Raw genomic sequence first — 18,902 nt, 5'->3', positions numbered from 1 at the left:
GCGTTCTTTCTCTGATTTATGATCAACATCAACGGCAACTATCTTGAAGGAGGAGGCCAGATTGTGAGGACAGCTCTTGCCCTGTCAGCCATAACAGGCAAATCCTTTGAAGTTTACGATATACGAAAAGGGCGAAAGGATTCTGGACTGAAAGCTCAGCATCTTTACTGCATAAAATCATTGGAGCAGCTATGCAACGCAAAAACTGAAGGCGCTGAACTTGGCTCAACTTATCTTAAATTTGAGCCTGGGAAATTAAAAGCAAAAGATATTGAGATTGACATCGGGACTGCCGGATCAATAACTCTTTTATTGCAGTCATTATTGCTGCCTTGTTTCTTCGTTGATAGAAAAATAAAACTCACAATAAAAGGCGGAACAGATGTGTCATGGAGCATGCCTTTTGATTACTTCAGAAATGTTTTCATTCCGCATGCTGATACTTTCTGCAGCAAGCTCAATGTCAATTTAATGAGAAGAGGCCATTATCCTAAAGGCGGAGGCATGGTTGAGATTGACATCAAGCCGAAATACAAATTAAGTGATTTTAAAACCTTTGAAGAGTTTTACAATTCTTTAAAAAACGAAACTAATAAAATAAATCTGGCAGATCGCGGCCAGTTAACCAAAATAAAAGGAATATCGAATGCAACAAAAAGCCTGGAAAAAGCGAATGTTGCTGAGCGCCAGAGTTCAGCTGCAAAATCTATTCTTAAAAAATATAATTGCCCGATTGACATTCTGTCAGAATACTGCGACAGCTATTCTGACGGCAGCGCAATTGTTCTGTGGGCTGTTTTCAAGAATGCAGTAATCGGAGCAGATTGTTTGGGAGAAAGGGGCAAGAAAGCAGAGATTGTTGGAGAAGAAGCTGCAAAGAAGCTTGCTGAAGAGATAAACTCAGGAGCAGCTGTTGACGAGCATTTGGCTGATAATTTGATTCCCTTCTTGGGCCTTTTTGGAGGAAAGATAAAAACTTCAAAGATCAGCAGCCATACACTGACGAACATCTATGTTGTTGAGAAGTTTCTGGATGTGAAGTTTAATATTGATGAGAAAGAGAAAATAATTTCTATCTAAGCATCGCCAGATTAATATCGTTATAAAGCTCTCTCACCGTATTCAGAAGGATCCTTCTCTCACCGTCTTCAAGCTTCATGCTGTAGAACTGGTCCCTTAGCTGGCTGTAGAACTGCTTTGCAGCAATCAGCTGGCCTGCCTCAACTGCATCCCTGCAGTTTTTTATCAATGCATCAAATTTGCCAGGCTCTGCTTCAATTTTCTTCGGCTTTCTTTCGAAATATTCAGCGCTTTTAATGCCTTTTGGAGAGAGTTTCTGCTTTGTCAGGTCAACAAACTCATTGAATTCTTTCTCTTCGATTTCTTCAGCTTCTTCTGCATAGCGCTGCTCTTTGTTTTTCAGATGTATAAATTCCTTCTCCATTGCGCCTTCTCTTCTGTCAAGCTCTTTTTCCTTGTCTTTGAGCATTTCCTTTGACACAACAGACTGCAGCATTATCTGATCCAGTTTTCTCTGCTCTTCATTAATTTTCTTGCTCAGCTTTTCATGCATATCTTCCAATGAAGGCAGATCTGCTTTTAATTCTTTAATGCGCGCAACTTTCTCCATATTCTTTTTTATTTGTTCTTTATCTTTTGCAAGCATTAATCTGTCATACTCGAGCTTTTTCTGCAGCTTATCCATATATGCCATTTTTTTGTTTGTTTCAAACTCCTTTTTATCTATAGTCTGCCTCTCTGATGTTATCTTCCCGACGGTGGATATAATTTCCGAATCTTTTTTATCAAGATGGGCTATATCCGCTTCAATCTTATTGACTTGCGCTGAGAAATCTGCAACTCCCATAAACTGTGTGACAGCATCCAGCTTTTTCTCTTTTTCCATCCATGCGCCTGCCAACTGCCTTAATCTTTCTTTTTGCTCATTTAAAAGAGCCTGGAGCTGCCCCTTGCTTTTTGCTATCTGCTCCTGGAACTGCTTCAAAATCAAGGCTTTCTTTGCATTTGTTTTCTCTAATTCAGCTAATTCATTTCTTCTTTCATCATTTTCCTTTCTTGATGCAAGTATTGATTTTTCAAAATCACTGCTTCTTTGGTCGAAAAGATGCTCCTGCTTTAATATTTCATCTTCTTTCTTTTTTAATGACTTTTCAAGTTCATCCAGCTTAGCATACTTTCTCTTATCGCCTGATATTTGTTTCTTTTCCAATACAAGCCTTTCTTCTTTTCCCAAAAGCTCATTTTCTTTTTCTTTTATCTCATTTTCAATCTGCTTCAGAATAGTTCTTCTTTCCCTCAGCTCATTATCATGCACGCGCCTTAAAGTTTCCAGATAATCCAGATCGCGCTTATAAGTGTCTTCTCTTTCTTTCAGCTCTTTTTCCTTCTTATCCAAAGCTTTCTTTTTCATGTGTATTGGCTTTTCAAGCAGGGCTGTTATTGCTGACTTTTCCTCTTTCCTGAACATTTTTTTCTCTTCTTCAAATTTCGGCAGCTGCAATAATCCCAATTTCTTTAAGGGCTGTTTTAATTCTTTCAGCTTAGGCAACTCGGCCGTTTTAGGAGCTTCCTTTAGCTTCTTAGAAAATGGCGATAAATGCGGAGGAGGTGGCGGCGGGGGCATATCTATGTCTTTCATTACTGCTGTCTCTTTTTTCCTTTTAAGTAGAGAATTTAATATCCCCATCATCGAGATAGGGAAATGCTTTATTTAAATACTTTTGTTGTATCTTGAGAAAGGTGAAAACCAATCAATAAAGAAAGATTTATAAACAAAATGCTTTTTCGCTTTGGTATGGCTGAAAAATTATTATGCGGAACATGCAAGAGAAGAATTGCAAACAAAGAAGGCTCTGTTATCCTCAAATGCCCCAGCTGCGGCAAAGGCGACATAGTGAGATGCTATCATTGCAGGGAGATCTCCGCAAAATACAAGTGCGACCAATGCGGTTTTGAAGGGCCAAACTAAAATGGCAGTTGTTTATGTGACTGTAAAAATAATGCCTGAAAGCCCTGATTCTGATTTAAGCAAAATAGAGGAAGCTGCAAAAGAGCTTATTGTAAAATTCGGCGGCAATATAGCCAAAGTAGAGCAGGAGCCTGTTGCTTTCGGGTTGAAAGCTGTGAAGATAATCTTTAGCATGGATGAGAAGAAAGGCAGCACAGATCCGCTTGAAGACCTGTTAAGGAATGTTGACGAAGTTGAAAGCGTGGAAGTTGTGGATGTGAGAAGAGGGATTGGATGATCAGGCCTCAATTGATGGAAGATGTTTATGGCGGAAAAGTGGATTATTGGCTTAATAAAGAGCAAACAGGATTCTTACAGGGAATAACAAGGACACAGCTGCAGGAAGATATTTATTTAAGCATGGCTGAGCAGACATCGTTTATTGAAGAAGAAAATTATTCTAGGGTTAAAGTTTAATCAGCGTATTAGTTTTATTAACATATTTAATTTGATATCTGTTTTTATTCCTTCCGGATCGAAATGCGTCTCTGAAGCCTTATAGCCGAGCTTCCTTATTTTTTCAATTATGATCTGTTTCTTGGGGATTGTTTTTAGATGATTTCTTTCAGCTATTTTGGAAGTATTATAAAAGCCGATTGTGTTTATTTTTGATTCTTCTTTTATTATTCTTAAAAGACTGTAGCTTTCTTCTTTGCTGTTTTTAACCATTTCTTCGACTAATTTTTCATCCCATAATGAACCGATCCATAATGGACCTGCATTTTCAAATGTTCCATGCTGCTTTATAATTTCATCAACCTCTTTTGTCCCCTTCTCACACTTTAAAAAAACTTTGAAGTAATGATCCTTGTAATAAGAAAAAATCGGAGTTAATGCTTTGTCATACTGCATAGCTATTAGCTGTATTTTTCTGATCAAGATCCTCAATCCAATCTCGTGCATTAATTCGTTCCGCAAAGGAACTGCCCAGTACTTTCTTTGGCATGCTTCCGGATAAGTGCCGCATAACGGCGCTGTGTCTGTTGCTGTAACTGCTAAAATGCCCTCTCTTGAAAGCCTTTTTGCAGCAGAATCCAAAAAGGGGTTTGGCGTTCCGAAGGGATCAATATCAATATAATCAAAACCAGATGAATTCAAAAGAAACAGGTTTGCATCTTCGCTTTTTATGATTATTTTATCATTGATTTTTATTTTATTCAGCCTTAAGCTTTTTTTAAAATAACTTAAAAAGCCCTTAGAATAATCATTCACAGATATTTCCTTTATTTTATCTTTATTCAGCTCCAATAAAAACCTTAATGACCTTATGCCTGATCCTGCCAATAGATCCGCTATCTGCATATTATTCTTATCTAACGAGTTCAGCAACAGAATTGAAATATCCCTGTTCAGCTTCATCACAGGGTTGTAGAAGACAGGCATTTGCTTGGAGATTTTTTCTGTTTTAACGATGTGTATCTTTGCCCTGCCTTCATGGATTGTTTGGTTCATAATTAATCCAGAATGGGAGCCAATATTAAAACCTTTTTATATGAACAAAACAACAAACTTTAAAAGAACCCTTTTATTCCTATTCTTATGGCGCAGATCAGAAGCCTCATTTGTACAATAGTGGGGCATGTGGATCATGGAAAGACCTCGATCTTAGACAGAATTAGAGGCACTGCTGTCGCGAAGGGAGAGGCAGGAGGCATAACGCAGGCAATAGGAGCTTCAATTATTCCGATTGAGGTGATCAAGAAGATATGCGGCAATTTGCTTACATCATTGAAAATAAAAATAACTATTCCCGGCTTATTGTTTATTGATACTCCGGGCCATGCTGCTTTTACAAATCTGAGAAAAAGAGGCGGAAACCTGGCAGATATTGCAATTGTGGTTATTGACATCAACGAGGGCTTTAAGCCGCAAACTATTGAGGCAATCGAGATTTTAAGGCAGTACAAGACTCCATTTATTATCGCTGCAAACAAGATTGATATGATCAGCGGCTGGGTTTCTGACACGAATACAAACCTTGTTTCCAATATTTCAAAGCAAAGTGAAAAGGTAAGGGAAGAGTTTGACAAAAAGCTCTATACACTTGTTTCCAAAATCTTTGAAAAATTCAGCCTTAATGCAGAAAGATTTGACAGAGTTGAAGATTACACAAAGCAGATTGCCATTATCCCGACATCTGCAGTAAGCGGAGAGGGAATTCCTGAATTGCTGATGGTTTTAACAGGATTGGCGCAGAAATTTTTAGAGGAGTGCCTCAAATGCGACATTACTGGAGAAGCAAAAGGAACAGTTTTAGAAGTCAAGGAAGAAATTGGATTAGGCAAAACAGTTGATGCAATAATCTATGACGGGCATTTAAAAATCGGAGATACAATTGTGATTGGCGGCTTGGAAAAGCCAATTGTAGCCAAAGTCAAGGCATTGCTGCAGCCAATGCCTCTCGCTGAAATGAGGGACAAGAAAACAAAGTTTCTCGCTGTAAAGGAAGTTTTTGCTGCAACTGGCGTTAAAATCTCTGCTCCTGACATTGAAGAAGTTGTTGCTGGAATGCCCTTGAGAAGCGCAGAAAATGATATCGAAAAAGCAAAAGAGGAAGTTCAGAAAGAAGTCGAGGAAGTGATGCTTGAAACATCAAAAGAAGGCGTTGTCATAAAGGCAGACAGCCTTGGAAGCCTGGAAGCATTGAATAAAATGCTTGTTGAAAAAGGAATAAAGGTCCAAAAAGCTTCCATCGGCAATATAAACAAAAAAGACATTGGAGATGCAGAGTCAATGTTTGAGAAGGACCCTCTGCAGGCAGTTATTCTTGGCTTCAATGTTGAAAAAGAATCCGGCATTAAAAGCGAGAAAGCCAAAATAATAATGGGCAACATAATTTACAAAATAATTGAAGAGCTTGAGAATTGGCAGGCCGAGGAAAAAAAGAAGGAAGAAACAAGGGAATTGGACTTGTTAGTCAGGCCGTGCAAAATACAGGTTTTAACTGGTTATGTTTTCAGGCAGAGCCATCCTGCAATTGTCGGAGTGGAAATCTTAGTTGGCAAAGCAAAGGTTGACATGCCCATTATGAAAGCAGACGGAAAAGAGCTTTCAAAGATAAGAAGCATGCAGGCAGAGCAGGAAAACGTAACAACAGCTGAAAAAGGAAAGCAGATTGCAATGGCATTTGATAATGTTACAGTCGGAAGGCAGCTGTTTGAGGGAGATGTTCTTTATTCTTCGATCCCGGAAGGCAACTTCAGGAAATTAAAGACACTTACAAGGCTTCTTATGCAGGACGAGCTTAAGGTGATGAAAGAGATCGCAGAGATCAAAAGGAAAGAAGATTCAATGTGGGGGATTTAATGATACCTCGCCTCAAACGGAAGCTCTGACTTTACTTTCTGCCTGATCTCAATCTCAGAAAGATGGGGATATTGCACATGCTTAACTTCGTGGAACTTGACTTCTTCAAAATCTGAGCCGTACAATGTTTCCAGGATCTCTATCACATTCAACCCCGGAAATGCCCTTCCCAAAACGCCAAACCCAAGGTGAGCCTGCGGCGCCCTTCTTATTGTTACTCCTGACGGAATGAATGTGTAGTACGCCTCTGCAGGCTTTATGATCTTCGGAGAATAATAATAAACCGCTTTCGGCTTATCTTTATTTTTCTCTTTCTCAATAATATAGGAATATTCGGGATTCGGGGTTTTGATGGGCTTTATTTTAGGCATTTTAAATTTAATATTTATTTTTGAATCTTCAGCCTCTTTTTCCCGGCTTTCTTTATTCTCCTTTTTATCTGTTTCACTTTTATCAACATAATGCATCAGAATTCTTTCTACATCAGCGTTCTGTACCTGTTCTATTGCATTTTGGATCTCAAGCAAAGGGTCCATAATCAGAGTGATTTTTTTTGAAGTATTTAATATGTCGGAAATATACTCTCAGTCTATGACTGATGGGCAAAGCCATGTTGCATATTTCGCAGTATAGTATATTTCTGAGCATGCTCAAATGTCAAAAATGTTTGCATTTTTGAGCAAATTGGAAATGTGAACATTTCCAATTAACCACCTGATGCCGTAAATGGTAGCAACATGCCACCCATCTCTGATGGGTGGTTTTTGACATTTTTTGTTTTAACCAACACAAACCTTAAAGAACGCATCAAACAATTTCATGTCTGTTGAAACTGAAAAGAACCTTGCCCTTACATCACTGCATGCCTGCTCGATCTTCGCATTGTGCTCGCCTAATTGCCCCTGGTACCTTTTCCTGAGATAAGGGCTTATATAAGTCTGCATCAATTGCCCTGTTTCCGAGTCTTTCAATTTGTAATCCCCTTCCAGATTCAGGTCAACTTCAACCGGATCAAGCACCTGTATCAGCTTTATCTCGTGATGCTTCAGCCTGTAAAGCGTGTTTTTTATCTCTTCAGGATTGTACAGGAAATCAGAGATTATTACAACAAGCGACTTGGATGTTATCAGCTTTTTATATTTTGCAAGAGATTCCTCAAATTTTGAAAGCCCTTTGGGCTCTTTCTCAGACAAATAGCTGAATATTGTAGCAAGCTGCCTTCTTCCCTTTCGAGGCCTGAATAATTCTAATTTATCAGAGAATGTTGAAAGAACAAATTTTTCATTGTTCTTCATTGCCAGATATGCAAAACCCATGCCCAGCATTGAGGCATATTCTGCTTTCTTAACCTGCTTCCCGAATTTCATGCTTGAGCTGAAGTCAAGCACAATGTGAATCACGAGGTTGCGCTCTTCCTCGTATCTTTTCACAAATAATTTATTTGTTCTGGCATAAACTCTCCAGTCAATTGTTCTTATATCCTCTCCAGGAGCATACATTGTAAAATCCTTGAAAACAAGCCCTTTGCCCCTGAACGGGGTTTTTCTCTCGCCGGAAAAAGAAGAGGTTATTCTTTTATTTACAATTATGCTAAAACGGTCCAGCTGCTTGAGAAAGTCTAAATCGATCATTTGACTAGCTTCTTGATCACATCATCTTCTGAAAGATTCTGGCGCTCTGCATCAAAGCTGAGTATTATCCTGTGCCTTAATACAGGATACATCATTGCATTAATATCGTCTTTGCTGACATATTTTCTTCCTTCCACAAGAGCGCGGGCTTTGGCAGCAAGCACCAGGCCAATGGATGCGCGAGGAGATGCGCCATACTCTATCAAATCCTTTTTCTTCCTGCTTTCTGTTACAATATCAATTATGTGCTTTTTTATATCATTTGCAATAGGCACCTGCCTTGTTATATTCTGGAGCTCCAAAAGCATTTTTTTTGATATGATTGGCTTAAGCTCCCTATCCTTCATGACCTCGGTATATTTGTTGACAATTTCAAGCTCTTCGTCATAAGTAGGATAATTGACTTTTATTTTTAACAGGAAACGGTCACTCTGGGCTTCTGGCAAAGGATAGGTTCCCTCCTGCTCAATTGGGTTCTGTGTTGCAATAACGAAGAAAGGAAGATCAAGCTTAAATGTTTCATTCCCGACTGTAACCTGCTTTTCCTGCATTGCTTCAAGCAGAGCAGACTGTGTTTTAGGCGTTGCCCTGTTGATCTCGTCTGCTAAAACAACATTCGCGAATACAGGCCCGTACTGGAATTTAAATGCATTTTTGCCTGCGCTTGTTGTTTCTATCATATATGTGCCTGTTATATCTGACGGCATCAGATCAGGAGTTCCCTGTATCCTTGCAAACCGCAGATCCATAAGATTAGCCAATGTCTTGACTGCCAATGTTTTTGCCAGCCCGGGATAGCCCTCTATCAGAGCGTGGGAATCTGCCAGCAAAGCAACAAGCATCTGCTTGAGAACTTCATCCTGGCCGACAATCACTTTTTTCGCTTCCTTGAACAGAAGATCAAACACCTTTTTTGCATCATCTATTATCATCTTATCACCTTTTTTATTGGTTTATACTTGATTATTTTTAAAGTTATTGGATTTTGAGTGTTTAGAGCAATTCTCCAAAGCAATTATTCATTTTTCACTTTCAGATCACTCTAGTTATCATTTATGATAACAATGTACTATCAAAAGTTTGTAAATCTTTCGGTTTTGGACCGCAAAAATATATGATCATAATGCTTTGGTTTATCCTTTATGCCAACTATCATAAGTTCCTATTTTTTTTAAGTTATAGAATATAAAAGTAGCACCAGTACCACCTCCACGCTCACCACCTTCATTGTAAACAATGCCATCAAATCCTTGCTCTAACATGAATTCAGAAAAAAACATAGTCCATGGCGGTGCTGGTAGATTCATGGAAATTTCAATTTTTGGGCATGGTGCTGTCCCTAACAAAACTCGCAAATCAATTTCATCAAGCACCATTACGTGTTCAAGATATGCAGCATATTTCACTTCAAGAGAATCGATTATCATACCTATGTTTCCTTCGCGTGGTTTTTTAATTCGATAGTATTGTAAAAATCTTTCTTTCCATTTCCCAGCAAAATCCATTGCGACAGGAGCATTTTTAGATAAATTGTCTCTTCTCCTAAGATCCAGAACTCGTGCTTGGTAGGGTAAGACAGCCCATACAAAGGGCATCTTGTTTCCACCACTTTGTCTTACCAGAGAATAATGTTCTGCTTTGGCTTTGTCCTCGATTGTATAAAGCCCGAATCCCAGTGTGGCGCTACCATCGTTTTCTGTAAGATATTCTTTTGAACGATAATCAAAGTTTGGTAAAAATTCTGAATGTCTCGGAGTACCATGAAATAATAGTTCAGGTGAGTTTTCAAATTCCTCTTTGGTTAATAGCCGTGGATCACTTTTTCCAAGCACATGTACACCTACAGGCCCGATTTTTGAATATTGGCTAACTGATCTCGCCACAGGACCTTTTTCCACTTCTTCTCTAACTTTGTTAAGCTCTTCTTTTGTAAACCCATTCTTCAAAAGCTCTTCACTTAACAGACTTAAATTTTCAAGAAATTTTTTGTTATCAATAACCCCAGAAGTAAAGCCTTCTCCCAGCCATTTATTTTCCATTATTAGCTTTCTCTTCCATTTCGGTAGAAAATCGAAATACCCTGCCATTTTTATTTCTGCGTCAAACTATTGAAATAATTCTTTACAATCTTCTGATAGCTTAATGGAATGTCTTCCTTGAATGTCGTGTCTGAGGAAGCATAGATGTCATAAGGATATGATTCGCCAAACTGCTTTTTTTCTATGTCCTTTAAGTCATTTATATTGATGTCTGACGATAAGGGATTAAGCTGGAGTTTTATTTCCTCCTGCCCAAGCTCTGCAACTGATTTGTTGCCGTAAATTGAGGAATCATTCTGCTCAAAATCAACATTTTCGTGCTTTGCGTAATATCTTGGAAGCGCATTTCCGATGTCCTGCACAGCCTGGTTGAAGTCAAGGAAATGCACATTAAGCGCAGAGGCAAATATTATAAAAAAAGATAAGACAAACACCGCAAGAAGCCTCTTTGATAATGTGCCAAAACCCAAAAAATATGAGGTCTTTACTTCTTTCATCTTTTTCAGAACGTCCTTATTGAGCTCATCAACCACTTCATTGTTCTTATCTAAGTTATCTGCAACCGTTATCAGCTGCTCTTTTAAGTTCGGCACCTTTTCCTCGACATAATTGTACTTTGCCATCTGGATTCTTTTTCTTAGGTCATACGCAAAGAACGCAATAAAAGGAATTAACGCAAAATACCATTTCACCCTTATTAAAGAAAACAGCAAAACACCGCCAAGCAAAACTATAAGAGAATAAAGCAGGCTGTCAAATATGTTGATTGTTACTAAAACCTCTTTCACTTCCTTTAGTGCCTGTTCTATTCCGCGCATTTTAACATGTTGTAGAGTTTGTATATCCTGCGAGTATTGCTCTGCATGAGCTTAGCGTTGATTTATAGCCGCTGATTTGGATCGTTAAAGTTGTCATCTGTGCATTTAGGCTTGTTATTTCAATTTTCTTGTTCGCAATGTCTGTTGTTGCTGCAAACAACTGGTTTGCTGTATCCTTCAAGTCAGCGTCTAATTTCGCCTTTTCCAGCAGCAGCTTTGCCTTTTCAGCTTCGAGTGTTTCTTTTTCCCCTTTTACTTCAGTATATTTTTCTGTGAACTGCACTTCCCTTTCTGATTTTAATGAGAGCTCTTCCCTTATTTTTGTCAGCGATGCCTGCTCTTGCTCAAGCTGCTTTGAAACATTGTTGAGCTGGGCAAGCTTTTTGCCGTATTCATTATTTATCTTATCAAAATTATTCTGGAAATATATAGAGGCTGCTGCAAGCGCTACTGCGCTGACTATTATGAGCGCCAGAAGCAAAAGGTTTGCGTTTTTCGTTATGTAGGACATTTTATATCAGTTAATTTTCTCTGTTTTTATTCTTTTCTATACCATCTCCTTATGAATATCTCTATCAGCAGAATAATGATCGCTGCTATTATAAACGGCCACCTGATGCTTTCCTTTGATGTTATCTGCCTCATTGACTTTGTTTTTGTATAATCTATGATTTCTTCCAGTTGATTTGAGTTAAAGAATTTGCCTCCAGTGCTTTCAACAAGGCTTCTTAATTCCTCATTAACGCCAATGTCTTCAAGCTCTTTAGGATAGTTTGCAGCGAATACAGCGCCGTATGCATTTGAAAAGCCGGTTTTTTCAGGAGTTAAGGCTGCGGAATATGTGTTTTCTCCAATCTTCACAAGGTTTTCATAAGCAGGCAGTGTTTCTGATTTTATTGTTGCTTCCGTTGGCTCGTTAACCCTTGTATCAGGAATATCAACAGCCTGTTTGCTTCTTCTTTCCGGGTCGCCTATTGCCCAGTTCATTGTCCTTACAATCAGTTTTGAATTGTCTTCAGCAAGAAGCTCTGTTGCCCATCTTGTTCCGTCATCTGTTGCAATTGTTATGACTTTCCCCAGGCCCAGGCGCCAGGCATTCACTATTGGATTTCCATTGTCTGTTGTTACAAGCATCTTTGCTGTTGATTTCGGGACAACTGCATTATAGCCTGTGACTGTTGCCTTTAAATCCAGGTCGCTCGTTATAAAATGATCCCTGTCTAATATAACAAGGCTGTACTCATTTGACTGCCTGTTTTTGTCAACATCTCCGAAAAGTATTTTCAGCCTTGACGAATCTGTTGCCCTGAAATAAATGCCATTGGATAATGAAGCAAGTTGTTTCATTAGAATCTCATTGGTGGAAGGGCCTACGCCAACTGTATAAATTTTTATTCCGTTGTTTGCAGCAAGCTTTGCAGCCGCTCTTGCATCATCATCCTGCTGAGACTGGCCGTCGCTTATAAGTATTATATTCTTGCTTCCCTTGAGTGTTCTTAAGATATCTATTGATTTCATTATGCCTAAGCCGATTAAAGTGCCGCCATGGTCCTGCAGGCTTGCAATCTTGTCCTCCAAATCAGTCTTTTCCATCACATAGCTTGGCTCTGAAACCAGGTAAACTTTGTTGTTGAATGCTATGACTGCCAGCTTGTCATCAAATTTGAGATCATGAAAAACTCCGATTGCAAGCGCCTTTTCAACATCAACAGTTTTTCCCTTTACTCCAAACATGGCGCCTGTGCTTCCTGATATGTCAAGCAAAAGGACCACATTTACGTCGCCTTCTTTCTTTCCAGGGGTTGCAATAAAAGAAGGCAATAATAGCTCGAAAACAGAGTCCTTGTAATTTCCTCGCTCAAATGCGCTTGGCCCGCCAACAACAATCATGCCGTTGCCATCTGATATGAAGCCTGTAAACTTGTCAACTTCATCATTGAGCTTGGTTGCTTTTATGTTATTTATAACAAGCGCATAATACTGCTCAAGAGCGCTGGGAACAGAGCTTTTAATGTCAACATCATACAGCTTATTCAGCAATATTGCCAAAGGAGAGCTTTCTTCTGAAACAAACAATATTTTCGGCCTTTGGACAACCTTGACTGTTTTATAGAATATGTTATTTTCGTTAAAGTAATCATTTATGTCAAGCTTTGCTGTTATTTTATGATAACCTATGCTGAACGAATGTTTTACCCGAATCTGTTTTTTGCTTGTTATTTCATCATAAACAGTGCTGCCATCAATTTCGACTGTAACTTTATAAGATCCAATATTTCCTGCTGTTGCTATGTCTATGACAAATGTTTCCTCTGTGCCTTCTGTTGTTTTTGATGGGCCTTCTATCACAATGCGGGCATCATCCTGCTCTGCCTGCAGGTTGACGGCATTTATTGTTGCATTAATTTTCGCCGCGTAAAAAGCCACATCGCCAAGGTCTGCGCCAATATTGTTATTTCCGTCGGAAAAAAGAAGGATGCTGCCGTACTGGTCGATATTCGATAGAATAGAATCTCCGATATCCGAACCGTATTCTGAGCCAAATACCTTGAACTCTGAATGTGTTTTTTTCTCGAGCTGAGACGCCAATAATGATGCTTCGCTTTTGAACAGTTTCATTGATGTGGAATTATCTGCAACAAGCTTGACAACAGCATCCCCTCCAAGGGTTTTTTGCCTTTCAATAAAAGGCGAGGCAATTGCGATAAAAATGCATATGAATATCAAAGTTCTCGTGACATACATCCATTTTCTTGTTTTTATTTTTCTGTCTATGAATTCCTTGTCTTCCCTTATTTTCACAAATTCTGCTCTGAGCGCGAGAAACATCAATGCAAGCAAAACCAAGAGTATCAGAATGGCGTAAGGATATTCCAGATGCTTGAATGCATATGTTATGAAGTTCATTATATCTCGCCTCTTATTTTTATATAAAGCAATTCGAGCATCAAAATAAGCATTGATGCGATAAGCAGGGGAATTTCAAGCTGGAATTTTCTCTGCTCCTTTACAGGCTTTAAAACAAATTCCTCGCCTTTCTGGCCGTATGACTCGGACGGCGCAATGTTTGATTCACGCTCATTCAGAAGATTAACTGCGATAGTTTTGCCTCCGACCTTATACAATCCCTGCTCTTCCAGAATCAATGTTGCCTGCTTTATCTTCTTTGACGGAGTCTCTATTGTTTCTGCCTTGTCAAGGATCAGCATATTGCCTGTCCTGTAGTTGAGGCTTTTTATGTCCTGCCTTCCGACAAGGTAGTTAACAAGCTCAAGCCAGAAGATCGGATAGTCTGGTGAGAACTTGAAATCGGATGCCTTTTCAAGGATTCCGTAATAAAATACATTGCCGCTTCCCCTTTTTTCCATTGATAATATCGAGCTGTTTGATGCCGTTGCAATGACTGTTCCCTTGTGGGCTCTTGTTGAAAAATAAGAATTAACCCTGCCGAAATTTATGTTTTTTGTAAATTTAGTTGTTTGTTCTGTGTTGATGAAGGCGCTTTCTGCAGCTCCTGTAATTATAAGAGGCAATGCTCCCCTATAGTCTATATTTGCGGATTCTTCCTGGACATGAATGATCAGGCTTGCGCCATCATTTGCCTTTTTTTGAAGGTCCTCAAATGTGCCTGGCAATATCTGGGCTTTGTCAATGTTGTGGACTATGTAAATATCATAACTGTCTTTTGCGATTATCGGCGGCTCTGATATTGAAAGATCAACAGCATCTGATGCCTTCAATGCATTTTTAATGAATGCAGATTGGTTGTTGGTTATTAATAAAACTCTTATTTTCTTATTAGACGGAACGCTCATATATGCTGTGTTGTCAACTGAAAAATCATCCTTTGTTTTTATTTCAAGCTTTGTTGTTCCTGACGGAGTTTCAAATGAATATGCCTCTGTTGATTTTGGGTTGAGCGTTATATCTGTTTCCTTGCTGCCAACAGCGAGCTTTATTGTTTTTGCCTCATCATTGAAATTCTTTATGTATGCTGTTGTCGAATCTTCTTTTATATTTAAATCTACAAATCCTACATTGCCTGAAATTTTGCCTCTGACATTGATGAAATCAACTGAAAGGCCTTTTGAAAGCAGAACTTTTTTTGCAACATTCGGATCCTGGCCGCCTGTATTGATGAAGTCGCTTATTGCAATAACGCGGCCTTTTTTCCCGGACATCAATTCGCCTGCAAGTATTATGGCATCGCCTATCTTTGAGGCTGTGTCCAAGGGCTTTAGTTTTTTTAAATAATCTGATGTTTCCCCTGATGATGCGTCCTGCAATGCAACTAAAGGGGCATCTTTGGCAAGAACAACTGTATTTCTTCTGCCGATAAGGCTCTGGGCTTTTTCTATTATTTTGTCGAATATTATTTTTGAATTTTCAACTGACTTTGAGCTTGCGGAAACATCTATCACAAAAACAGTGTTTTCTGATGAAACATCGTGGCTGTACATCTTGTAGGGCTGGGCAATTGAGAATGCAAGGGATGCCAGCACGAGCAGCTGCATGAGGAAGATAAGATCGCGGATGAATGTCTTGAAGAAGGATGTTATCCTGTTCATCTTTGACTGGCGCATGAAGAACATCAGCGAAGGAATGCTCATTTCCTTTGGCTTTGGCCTTATTAAATAGAGGATGATGAATGGGACAAGGAACAGCAATGCCCACAATCCAAGCATGTAGCCGATTTGAATGAATGCCATGATTTAACCTTGTTTTGTTTTGTTTATAAAGTTTTTTGTTTAGTTTTATTTTTTATAACAAATTATATAAATCCGTTATTGTTTTTTGTTTTAATGCACCAATTAAAAATCCTTAATTCAAAAGAAACAAAGAAAATGCTGGAGATAGCCAAAGATCAGCATGACTGCGATATCAGGCTGGATTACAGCTTTCTTGAATCTGACGAGAATAAAATATATTTAATAAATAAGGATATTGCTAAGATTGATCTCAGCAAGTTAAGGCTGAGCAGCGTTGGCCTGTATTTCGGCAGAATTGGCGAGAACGGATTTGAGCCTAGCATTGAAGGCAGCCAGATGATCGGGCCTGATGCAAAGAAAAATGTTGTTTTATTAAATGACGAAGAAGTGAAGAAATGGCTGAGGGGAGAAGATATAGAAAAGGAAACTAATTATAAAGGAATTGTTCTCTTAAAAAACAATGAAAATGATTTTCTTGGTTGCGGAAGAATAAAAAACGGAAAGATCATTAATTTGGTGCCGAAAGAGAGAAGGCTGAAATATCAATCTTGATCTTTATTTATTAGACCTAAAAATCTATTAAAATTTCCTGAATAACTCCGTTGCAACAATTCTTGTATTTTATCTAATTCGGGTTCTTCATTATTTAGCTCCATCAACCCCACTAGATTAACTATGTCCATTGTGTCTTTACCTCTAAAATGAGAGACCTTTGTAGCTAATAGGTTAGTTGTAGAGATTGCCTTTACATCCAAAGAAAGTTTAGAATTGTAAGGTATGGTGATTCTTTCTCCTTCATTTACAAAAACCTGGTATAAATTAGATTCTAAATTTTTCAAGTCTTCTGGCTTTCGGCTTATGTTTAAAGCAATAAGCTGTTCATCGCTTGTTGCCCCATCCATACTAACTTGAAAAACTGGTCTTTTGACGCCTCTTCTAATAAGCTTGTACTCCAATATATGATCTTCGCTTGGCGAGATTAACTCCTGCTGCAAAGAATCCAAAATCTTATTTATTGCAGAAGCATATTCGATTTCATTCCTTCGGGCATACACATCTGAAGATAAAGCAAGGTCAATATCGTCGGTTGACCGTATATAATCTTGCAACCTTTTATCTTTTGATAATGTGCTTATGTCTGTATCATGTTTGTTACATAATCTTTTAAGAATCTGTAGCTGAATTGCAGTACCACCTACAAAAATATAAGGTATATCCTCTTTATTCAAACTTCTTCCTACTTCATTGAGAAAATATGCAAATTCCTCATCAGATAGATCATATAATTCTCTCTTTGCCATATGGTGATGTAATCACTTTCTATTTATAAATCTTTCGGTTTTGTAACTACTTTTAAGTAAAGATATTGATGATTTCATTCAAATCAGCTATCTCGTAGTCTATATAAGGCGGTTTTTCCTGCCCCTTGGCTTTGCCTGTGTTCAACCATACTGTGACTAACCCGAGCTCTTTTGCTGGCTCCAGGTCGAAAGCAGGCCTGTCGCCAACCATGACGCACTCTTCAGGCCTTAATTTAAGTTTTTTAAAGATATAGGTATAGAACTTCTTGTCAGGCTTTGTTGTGTTGACATCTTCTCCTGTGACAATCAGATCAAAAAAGCCATAAATTCCTATTTTCTTTATCCTTTGAATTTTCGTTTCATCAGGATCAGTCGCTATGGCTAATTTGTATTTTTTATTTTTTAATGTTTTTAACATTTTTATTGCATTAGGCAGGGGCTTTATTTTCTGGATTACTGTTTTCCAGTACAGCGTGTTTAATCTGTTGATTTCAGGGCTTTTGGCTTTAATTTTCAGTGTGTCAAATGCCTTTTTGATCCACAATCTGCGGTCATACAGCCCTGTGTTTTTTTCCTTGAATGCCTTTAAAGTGAAATATTTTCCGGCATCATGGATGGATTCCAAAAAATTTTCTGCATTATGCGTTTTAAAGGCATATTCGCTGAGTTTTTTGTAAGCGTATTCTCTTGCGCTTTTGAATTCCTCCAATGTGCCATCGAAATCAAAGATGAAGCACTTTATGCATAAAGGCGTGATTTTCACTTTTATTTTTTGGTTTTTATTCTTAATTTTTTTAATCATCTTTTTATTCAAACCCGCAGCTGCCTTATTTGCGTTTATCCCGAGCGTTCTTTCGGACAAGAAATCTGTTTTTCTGACGACAATTTCGTGATCGCTGCAAAAACCCGTATTCAAATCGCAAATAACATCTTCTTTCAGGCCATTTGCGCTGATTGTTATTCTTATTTTTTTAATTTCGTTTTTTATTGAAAATTCAATTAATTCCCTTAACCCCGAAAAATCAAAATCTGAAGTAACGCCAACAATGCAGTCTCCATTTAATGTCAGATCCTTGTCTTTTGTGAACTCTATTGTTGTTTTATGTGTTGACAAGATATTTTCATGGCCAAAAGAATCAAAAGCATACTCCATTTTGACTTTTATCTTAATGCTATTTTAAAATGTCTTCAATCGGCTTTTTGGATTTCTTTGCCTCTTCTGCCGCCATCTTTTCCAGGTCAACTCCGAGATCTTTCAATGCCTTTATATGCATCTGCATCAGCTGCTCGACTATGGAAATCAGCTTTGCCAATTCCTGCCTTTCCTTTGCCAGTGTTGTCAATGATCCCTTATGGAATCCAACTTGTTCGTCTTTGCTTTCCTGCGCCATTAAATCACCTGTTGTTTTATTTCATTACTAATTATCGAGCTGTACCCATTGGTAAGCTCCGGTAGCATCAACTCTGCAGCCGAAAAAGTGGCTATTAGTTCCACCGCCGCCAGTTACTTCATATGCAATTGCGCCTGCTGTTGTTGCATCGCATGCTGACTTTGCAACTGCACTCGACATTATGACCATGCCTTCTTTGCCGCCTGATGTTGTTCTTGTTAGCTTGAGATTGCCGTTAGAGATTTCTAGTTTTTCTGCTGGGCTTGTTGTCCCGATGCCGACGTTGCCGCTAGATAAAATCGTAACTTTTTCAGTACCCATACCCTCAGCGGCTCCAGCTTCTCTTGTATAAAATGTGAATTTTCCATCATCAAATTGCATCGTAGCAGAACCTTCACCAGTATTATCATTTTTCCATCCTCCGCTATAATACACGTTATCAGTTATCATTGAATTAGCAAAAATTCTTATGTTATCTCCGCCTTCGGAAATCTCAAATTTTGTTTTTGGATTCGTCGTCCCGATGCCGACGTTGCCATTTTGTGTTAAAGTAAGAACCTCTGTTTCCCAAGTGGCTCCTGCTGACCTCGGAGCAAAAAGTAATTTATGGCCCAAATAATTGCCTGTTGCTGTTATTTTCCAGCCGGCACCGCCTGCGCTAACAGAAGATCTAAATTCT

At 38.6% G+C, this 18,902-nt stretch carries 20 protein-coding genes; 6 read left to right on the top strand and 14 right to left on the bottom strand.

Going from position 1 to position 18,902, the window contains the following annotated elements; all coding sequences use genetic code 11:
• The first annotated feature begins 18 nt into the window (after positions 1-18).
• Positions 19-1,080: an RNA 3'-terminal phosphate cyclase gene (gene rtcA, locus Q7J54_04635; GenBank protein ID MDO8740827.1), complete on the top strand. Its 1,062-nt coding sequence runs from the start codon at positions 19-21 to the stop codon at positions 1,078-1,080.
• Here the strand turns inward: rtcA and Q7J54_04630 are convergent.
• A complete protein-coding gene (locus Q7J54_04630) occupies positions 1,073-2,710 on the bottom strand; it encodes a hypothetical protein (protein ID MDO8740826.1) in 1,638 nt (545 codons plus the stop codon). The genes rtcA and Q7J54_04630 overlap by 8 nt on opposite strands.
• A 105-nt stretch (positions 2,711-2,815) precedes the next feature.
• On the opposite strand from Q7J54_04630, the gene Q7J54_04625 reads away from it, so the two are divergent.
• The 3 genes from Q7J54_04625 to Q7J54_04615 are packed head-to-tail and all read left to right on the top strand — an operon-like array spanning position 2,816 to position 3,445.
• The gene (locus Q7J54_04625) at positions 2,816-2,989 is read left to right on the top strand and encodes a zinc finger domain-containing protein (GenBank protein MDO8740825.1); all 174 of its coding nucleotides are present in this window, start codon (positions 2,816-2,818) and stop codon (positions 2,987-2,989) included.
• Between the two features lies 1 nt (position 2,990).
• Positions 2,991-3,266, top strand: coding sequence for an elongation factor 1-beta (locus Q7J54_04620; GenBank protein ID MDO8740824.1), 276 nt, complete (start codon positions 2,991-2,993; stop codon positions 3,264-3,266).
• Positions 3,263-3,445 (top strand): hypothetical protein, encoded by a 183-nt coding sequence (locus tag Q7J54_04615; GenBank protein MDO8740823.1) that lies wholly within the window; start codon positions 3,263-3,265, stop codon positions 3,443-3,445. The genes Q7J54_04620 and Q7J54_04615 overlap by 4 nt, the downstream gene beginning before the upstream one ends.
• Here Q7J54_04615 and Q7J54_04610 read toward each other — a convergent pair whose 3' ends face one another.
• Positions 3,446-4,480: a tRNA (guanine(26)-N(2))-dimethyltransferase gene (locus Q7J54_04610; protein ID MDO8740822.1), complete on the bottom strand. Its 1,035-nt coding sequence runs from the start codon at positions 4,478-4,480 to the stop codon at positions 3,446-3,448. It abuts the gene before it with no gap.
• Between the two features lie 87 nt (positions 4,481-4,567).
• Between Q7J54_04610 and infB the strand changes: the two genes are divergently transcribed.
• Positions 4,568-6,334: a translation initiation factor IF-2 gene (infB, locus tag Q7J54_04605; GenBank protein MDO8740821.1), complete on the top strand. Its 1,767-nt coding sequence runs from the start codon at positions 4,568-4,570 to the stop codon at positions 6,332-6,334.
• On the opposite strand, the gene Q7J54_04600 is transcribed toward infB, so the two are convergent.
• The 8 genes from Q7J54_04600 to Q7J54_04565 all read right to left on the bottom strand — a co-directional run bounded on the left by Q7J54_04600 (position 6,331) and on the right by Q7J54_04565 (position 15,531).
• Positions 6,331-6,870, bottom strand: a complete 540-nt coding sequence (locus Q7J54_04600) for a hypothetical protein (protein MDO8740820.1) — start codon at positions 6,868-6,870, stop codon at positions 6,331-6,333. The genes infB and Q7J54_04600 overlap by 4 nt on opposite strands.
• A 243-nt stretch (positions 6,871-7,113) precedes the next feature.
• Positions 7,114-7,965, bottom strand: coding sequence for a DUF58 domain-containing protein (locus Q7J54_04595; protein MDO8740819.1), 852 nt, complete (start codon positions 7,963-7,965; stop codon positions 7,114-7,116).
• Positions 7,962-8,897: a MoxR family ATPase gene (locus tag Q7J54_04590; GenBank protein ID MDO8740818.1), complete on the bottom strand. Its 936-nt coding sequence runs from the start codon at positions 8,895-8,897 to the stop codon at positions 7,962-7,964. Before Q7J54_04590 ends, Q7J54_04595 begins: the two co-directional genes overlap by 4 nt.
• A gap of 201 nt (positions 8,898-9,098) precedes the next feature.
• Positions 9,099-10,052 carry a hypothetical protein gene (locus tag Q7J54_04585; protein ID MDO8740817.1) on the bottom strand — a complete coding sequence of 318 codons (954 nt, stop codon included), beginning with the start codon at positions 10,050-10,052 and terminating at the stop codon, positions 9,099-9,101.
• A 2-nt stretch (positions 10,053-10,054) separates the two neighbouring features.
• A complete protein-coding gene (locus Q7J54_04580) occupies positions 10,055-10,822 on the bottom strand; it encodes a hypothetical protein (GenBank protein ID MDO8740816.1) in 768 nt (255 codons plus the stop codon).
• A 1-nt stretch (position 10,823) separates the two neighbouring features.
• Complete coding sequence (locus Q7J54_04575; protein ID MDO8740815.1) at positions 10,824-11,333, bottom strand: hypothetical protein; 510 nt, start codon at positions 11,331-11,333, stop codon at positions 10,824-10,826.
• 26 nt (positions 11,334-11,359) lie between these two features.
• Positions 11,360-13,729, bottom strand: coding sequence for a vWA domain-containing protein (locus Q7J54_04570; GenBank protein ID MDO8740814.1), 2,370 nt, complete (start codon positions 13,727-13,729; stop codon positions 11,360-11,362).
• Positions 13,729-15,531, bottom strand: a complete 1,803-nt coding sequence (locus tag Q7J54_04565) for a BatA domain-containing protein (protein ID MDO8740813.1) — start codon at positions 15,529-15,531, stop codon at positions 13,729-13,731. The genes Q7J54_04570 and Q7J54_04565 overlap by 1 nt, the downstream gene beginning before the upstream one ends.
• A 93-nt stretch (positions 15,532-15,624) precedes the next feature.
• Here Q7J54_04565 and Q7J54_04560 point away from each other — a divergent pair, with 93 nt between their 5' ends.
• On the top strand, positions 15,625-16,083 hold the full coding sequence (locus Q7J54_04560) for a hypothetical protein (protein ID MDO8740812.1): 459 nt from the start codon (positions 15,625-15,627) through the stop codon (positions 16,081-16,083).
• On the opposite strand, the gene Q7J54_04555 is transcribed toward Q7J54_04560, so the two are convergent.
• From Q7J54_04555 to Q7J54_04540, 4 genes are all read right to left on the bottom strand, one after another.
• Entirely contained in the window at positions 16,074-16,832 is a 759-nt protein-coding gene (locus Q7J54_04555; GenBank protein MDO8740811.1) for a hypothetical protein, read from the bottom strand. The genes Q7J54_04560 and Q7J54_04555 overlap by 10 nt on opposite strands.
• 52 nt (positions 16,833-16,884) lie before the next feature.
• Positions 16,885-17,985, bottom strand: a complete 1,101-nt coding sequence (locus Q7J54_04550) for an HAD-IA family hydrolase (protein MDO8740810.1) — start codon at positions 17,983-17,985, stop codon at positions 16,885-16,887.
• A 19-nt stretch (positions 17,986-18,004) separates the two neighbouring features.
• Positions 18,005-18,223 carry a hypothetical protein gene (locus Q7J54_04545; GenBank protein ID MDO8740809.1) on the bottom strand — a complete coding sequence of 73 codons (219 nt, stop codon included), beginning with the start codon at positions 18,221-18,223 and terminating at the stop codon, positions 18,005-18,007.
• A gap of 27 nt (positions 18,224-18,250) precedes the next feature.
• On the bottom strand, positions 18,251-18,902 hold a 652-nt coding region (locus Q7J54_04540; GenBank protein MDO8740808.1), incomplete at its 5' end, for a hypothetical protein.

Source organism: Candidatus Woesearchaeota archaeon (genome assembly GCA_030651135.1).
In the GTDB taxonomy this organism is placed as follows: domain Archaea; phylum Nanobdellota; class Nanobdellia; order Woesearchaeales; family JACPBO01; genus JACPBO01.
Note: the sequence above shows the minus strand (reverse complement) of the source record. Positions and strands in the feature narration are given on the sequence as shown.

Excerpts from the sequence above, each read along its gene's own strand:
- rtcA (MDO8740827.1), top strand. The coding sequence starts at position 19 with ATGATCAACATCAACGGCAACTATCTTGAAGGAGGAGGCCAGATTGTG.
- Q7J54_04630 (MDO8740826.1), bottom strand. The coding sequence starts at position 2,710 with ATGATGGGGATATTAAATTCTCTACTTAAAAGGAAAAAAGAGACAGCA.
- Q7J54_04625 (MDO8740825.1), top strand. The coding sequence starts at position 2,816 with ATGGCTGAAAAATTATTATGCGGAACATGCAAGAGAAGAATTGCAAAC.
- Q7J54_04620 (MDO8740824.1), top strand. The coding sequence starts at position 2,991 with ATGGCAGTTGTTTATGTGACTGTAAAAATAATGCCTGAAAGCCCTGAT.
- Q7J54_04615 (MDO8740823.1), top strand. The coding sequence starts at position 3,263 with ATGATCAGGCCTCAATTGATGGAAGATGTTTATGGCGGAAAAGTGGAT.
- Q7J54_04610 (MDO8740822.1), bottom strand. The coding sequence starts at position 4,480 with ATGAACCAAACAATCCATGAAGGCAGGGCAAAGATACACATCGTTAAA.
- infB (MDO8740821.1), top strand. The coding sequence starts at position 4,568 with ATGGCGCAGATCAGAAGCCTCATTTGTACAATAGTGGGGCATGTGGAT.
- Q7J54_04600 (MDO8740820.1), bottom strand. The coding sequence starts at position 6,870 with ATGGACCCTTTGCTTGAGATCCAAAATGCAATAGAACAGGTACAGAAC.
- Q7J54_04595 (MDO8740819.1), bottom strand. The coding sequence starts at position 7,965 with ATGATCGATTTAGACTTTCTCAAGCAGCTGGACCGTTTTAGCATAATT.
- Q7J54_04590 (MDO8740818.1), bottom strand. The coding sequence starts at position 8,897 with ATGATAATAGATGATGCAAAAAAGGTGTTTGATCTTCTGTTCAAGGAA.
- Q7J54_04585 (MDO8740817.1), bottom strand. The coding sequence starts at position 10,052 with ATGGCAGGGTATTTCGATTTTCTACCGAAATGGAAGAGAAAGCTAATA.
- Q7J54_04580 (MDO8740816.1), bottom strand. The coding sequence starts at position 10,822 with ATGCGCGGAATAGAACAGGCACTAAAGGAAGTGAAAGAGGTTTTAGTA.
- Q7J54_04575 (MDO8740815.1), bottom strand. The coding sequence starts at position 11,333 with ATGTCCTACATAACGAAAAACGCAAACCTTTTGCTTCTGGCGCTCATA.
- Q7J54_04570 (MDO8740814.1), bottom strand. The coding sequence starts at position 13,729 with ATGAACTTCATAACATATGCATTCAAGCATCTGGAATATCCTTACGCC.
- Q7J54_04565 (MDO8740813.1), bottom strand. The coding sequence starts at position 15,531 with ATGGCATTCATTCAAATCGGCTACATGCTTGGATTGTGGGCATTGCTG.
- Q7J54_04560 (MDO8740812.1), top strand. The coding sequence starts at position 15,625 with ATGCACCAATTAAAAATCCTTAATTCAAAAGAAACAAAGAAAATGCTG.
- Q7J54_04555 (MDO8740811.1), bottom strand. The coding sequence starts at position 16,832 with ATGGCAAAGAGAGAATTATATGATCTATCTGATGAGGAATTTGCATAT.
- Q7J54_04550 (MDO8740810.1), bottom strand. The coding sequence starts at position 17,985 with ATGGAGTATGCTTTTGATTCTTTTGGCCATGAAAATATCTTGTCAACA.
- Q7J54_04545 (MDO8740809.1), bottom strand. The coding sequence starts at position 18,223 with ATGGCGCAGGAAAGCAAAGACGAACAAGTTGGATTCCATAAGGGATCA.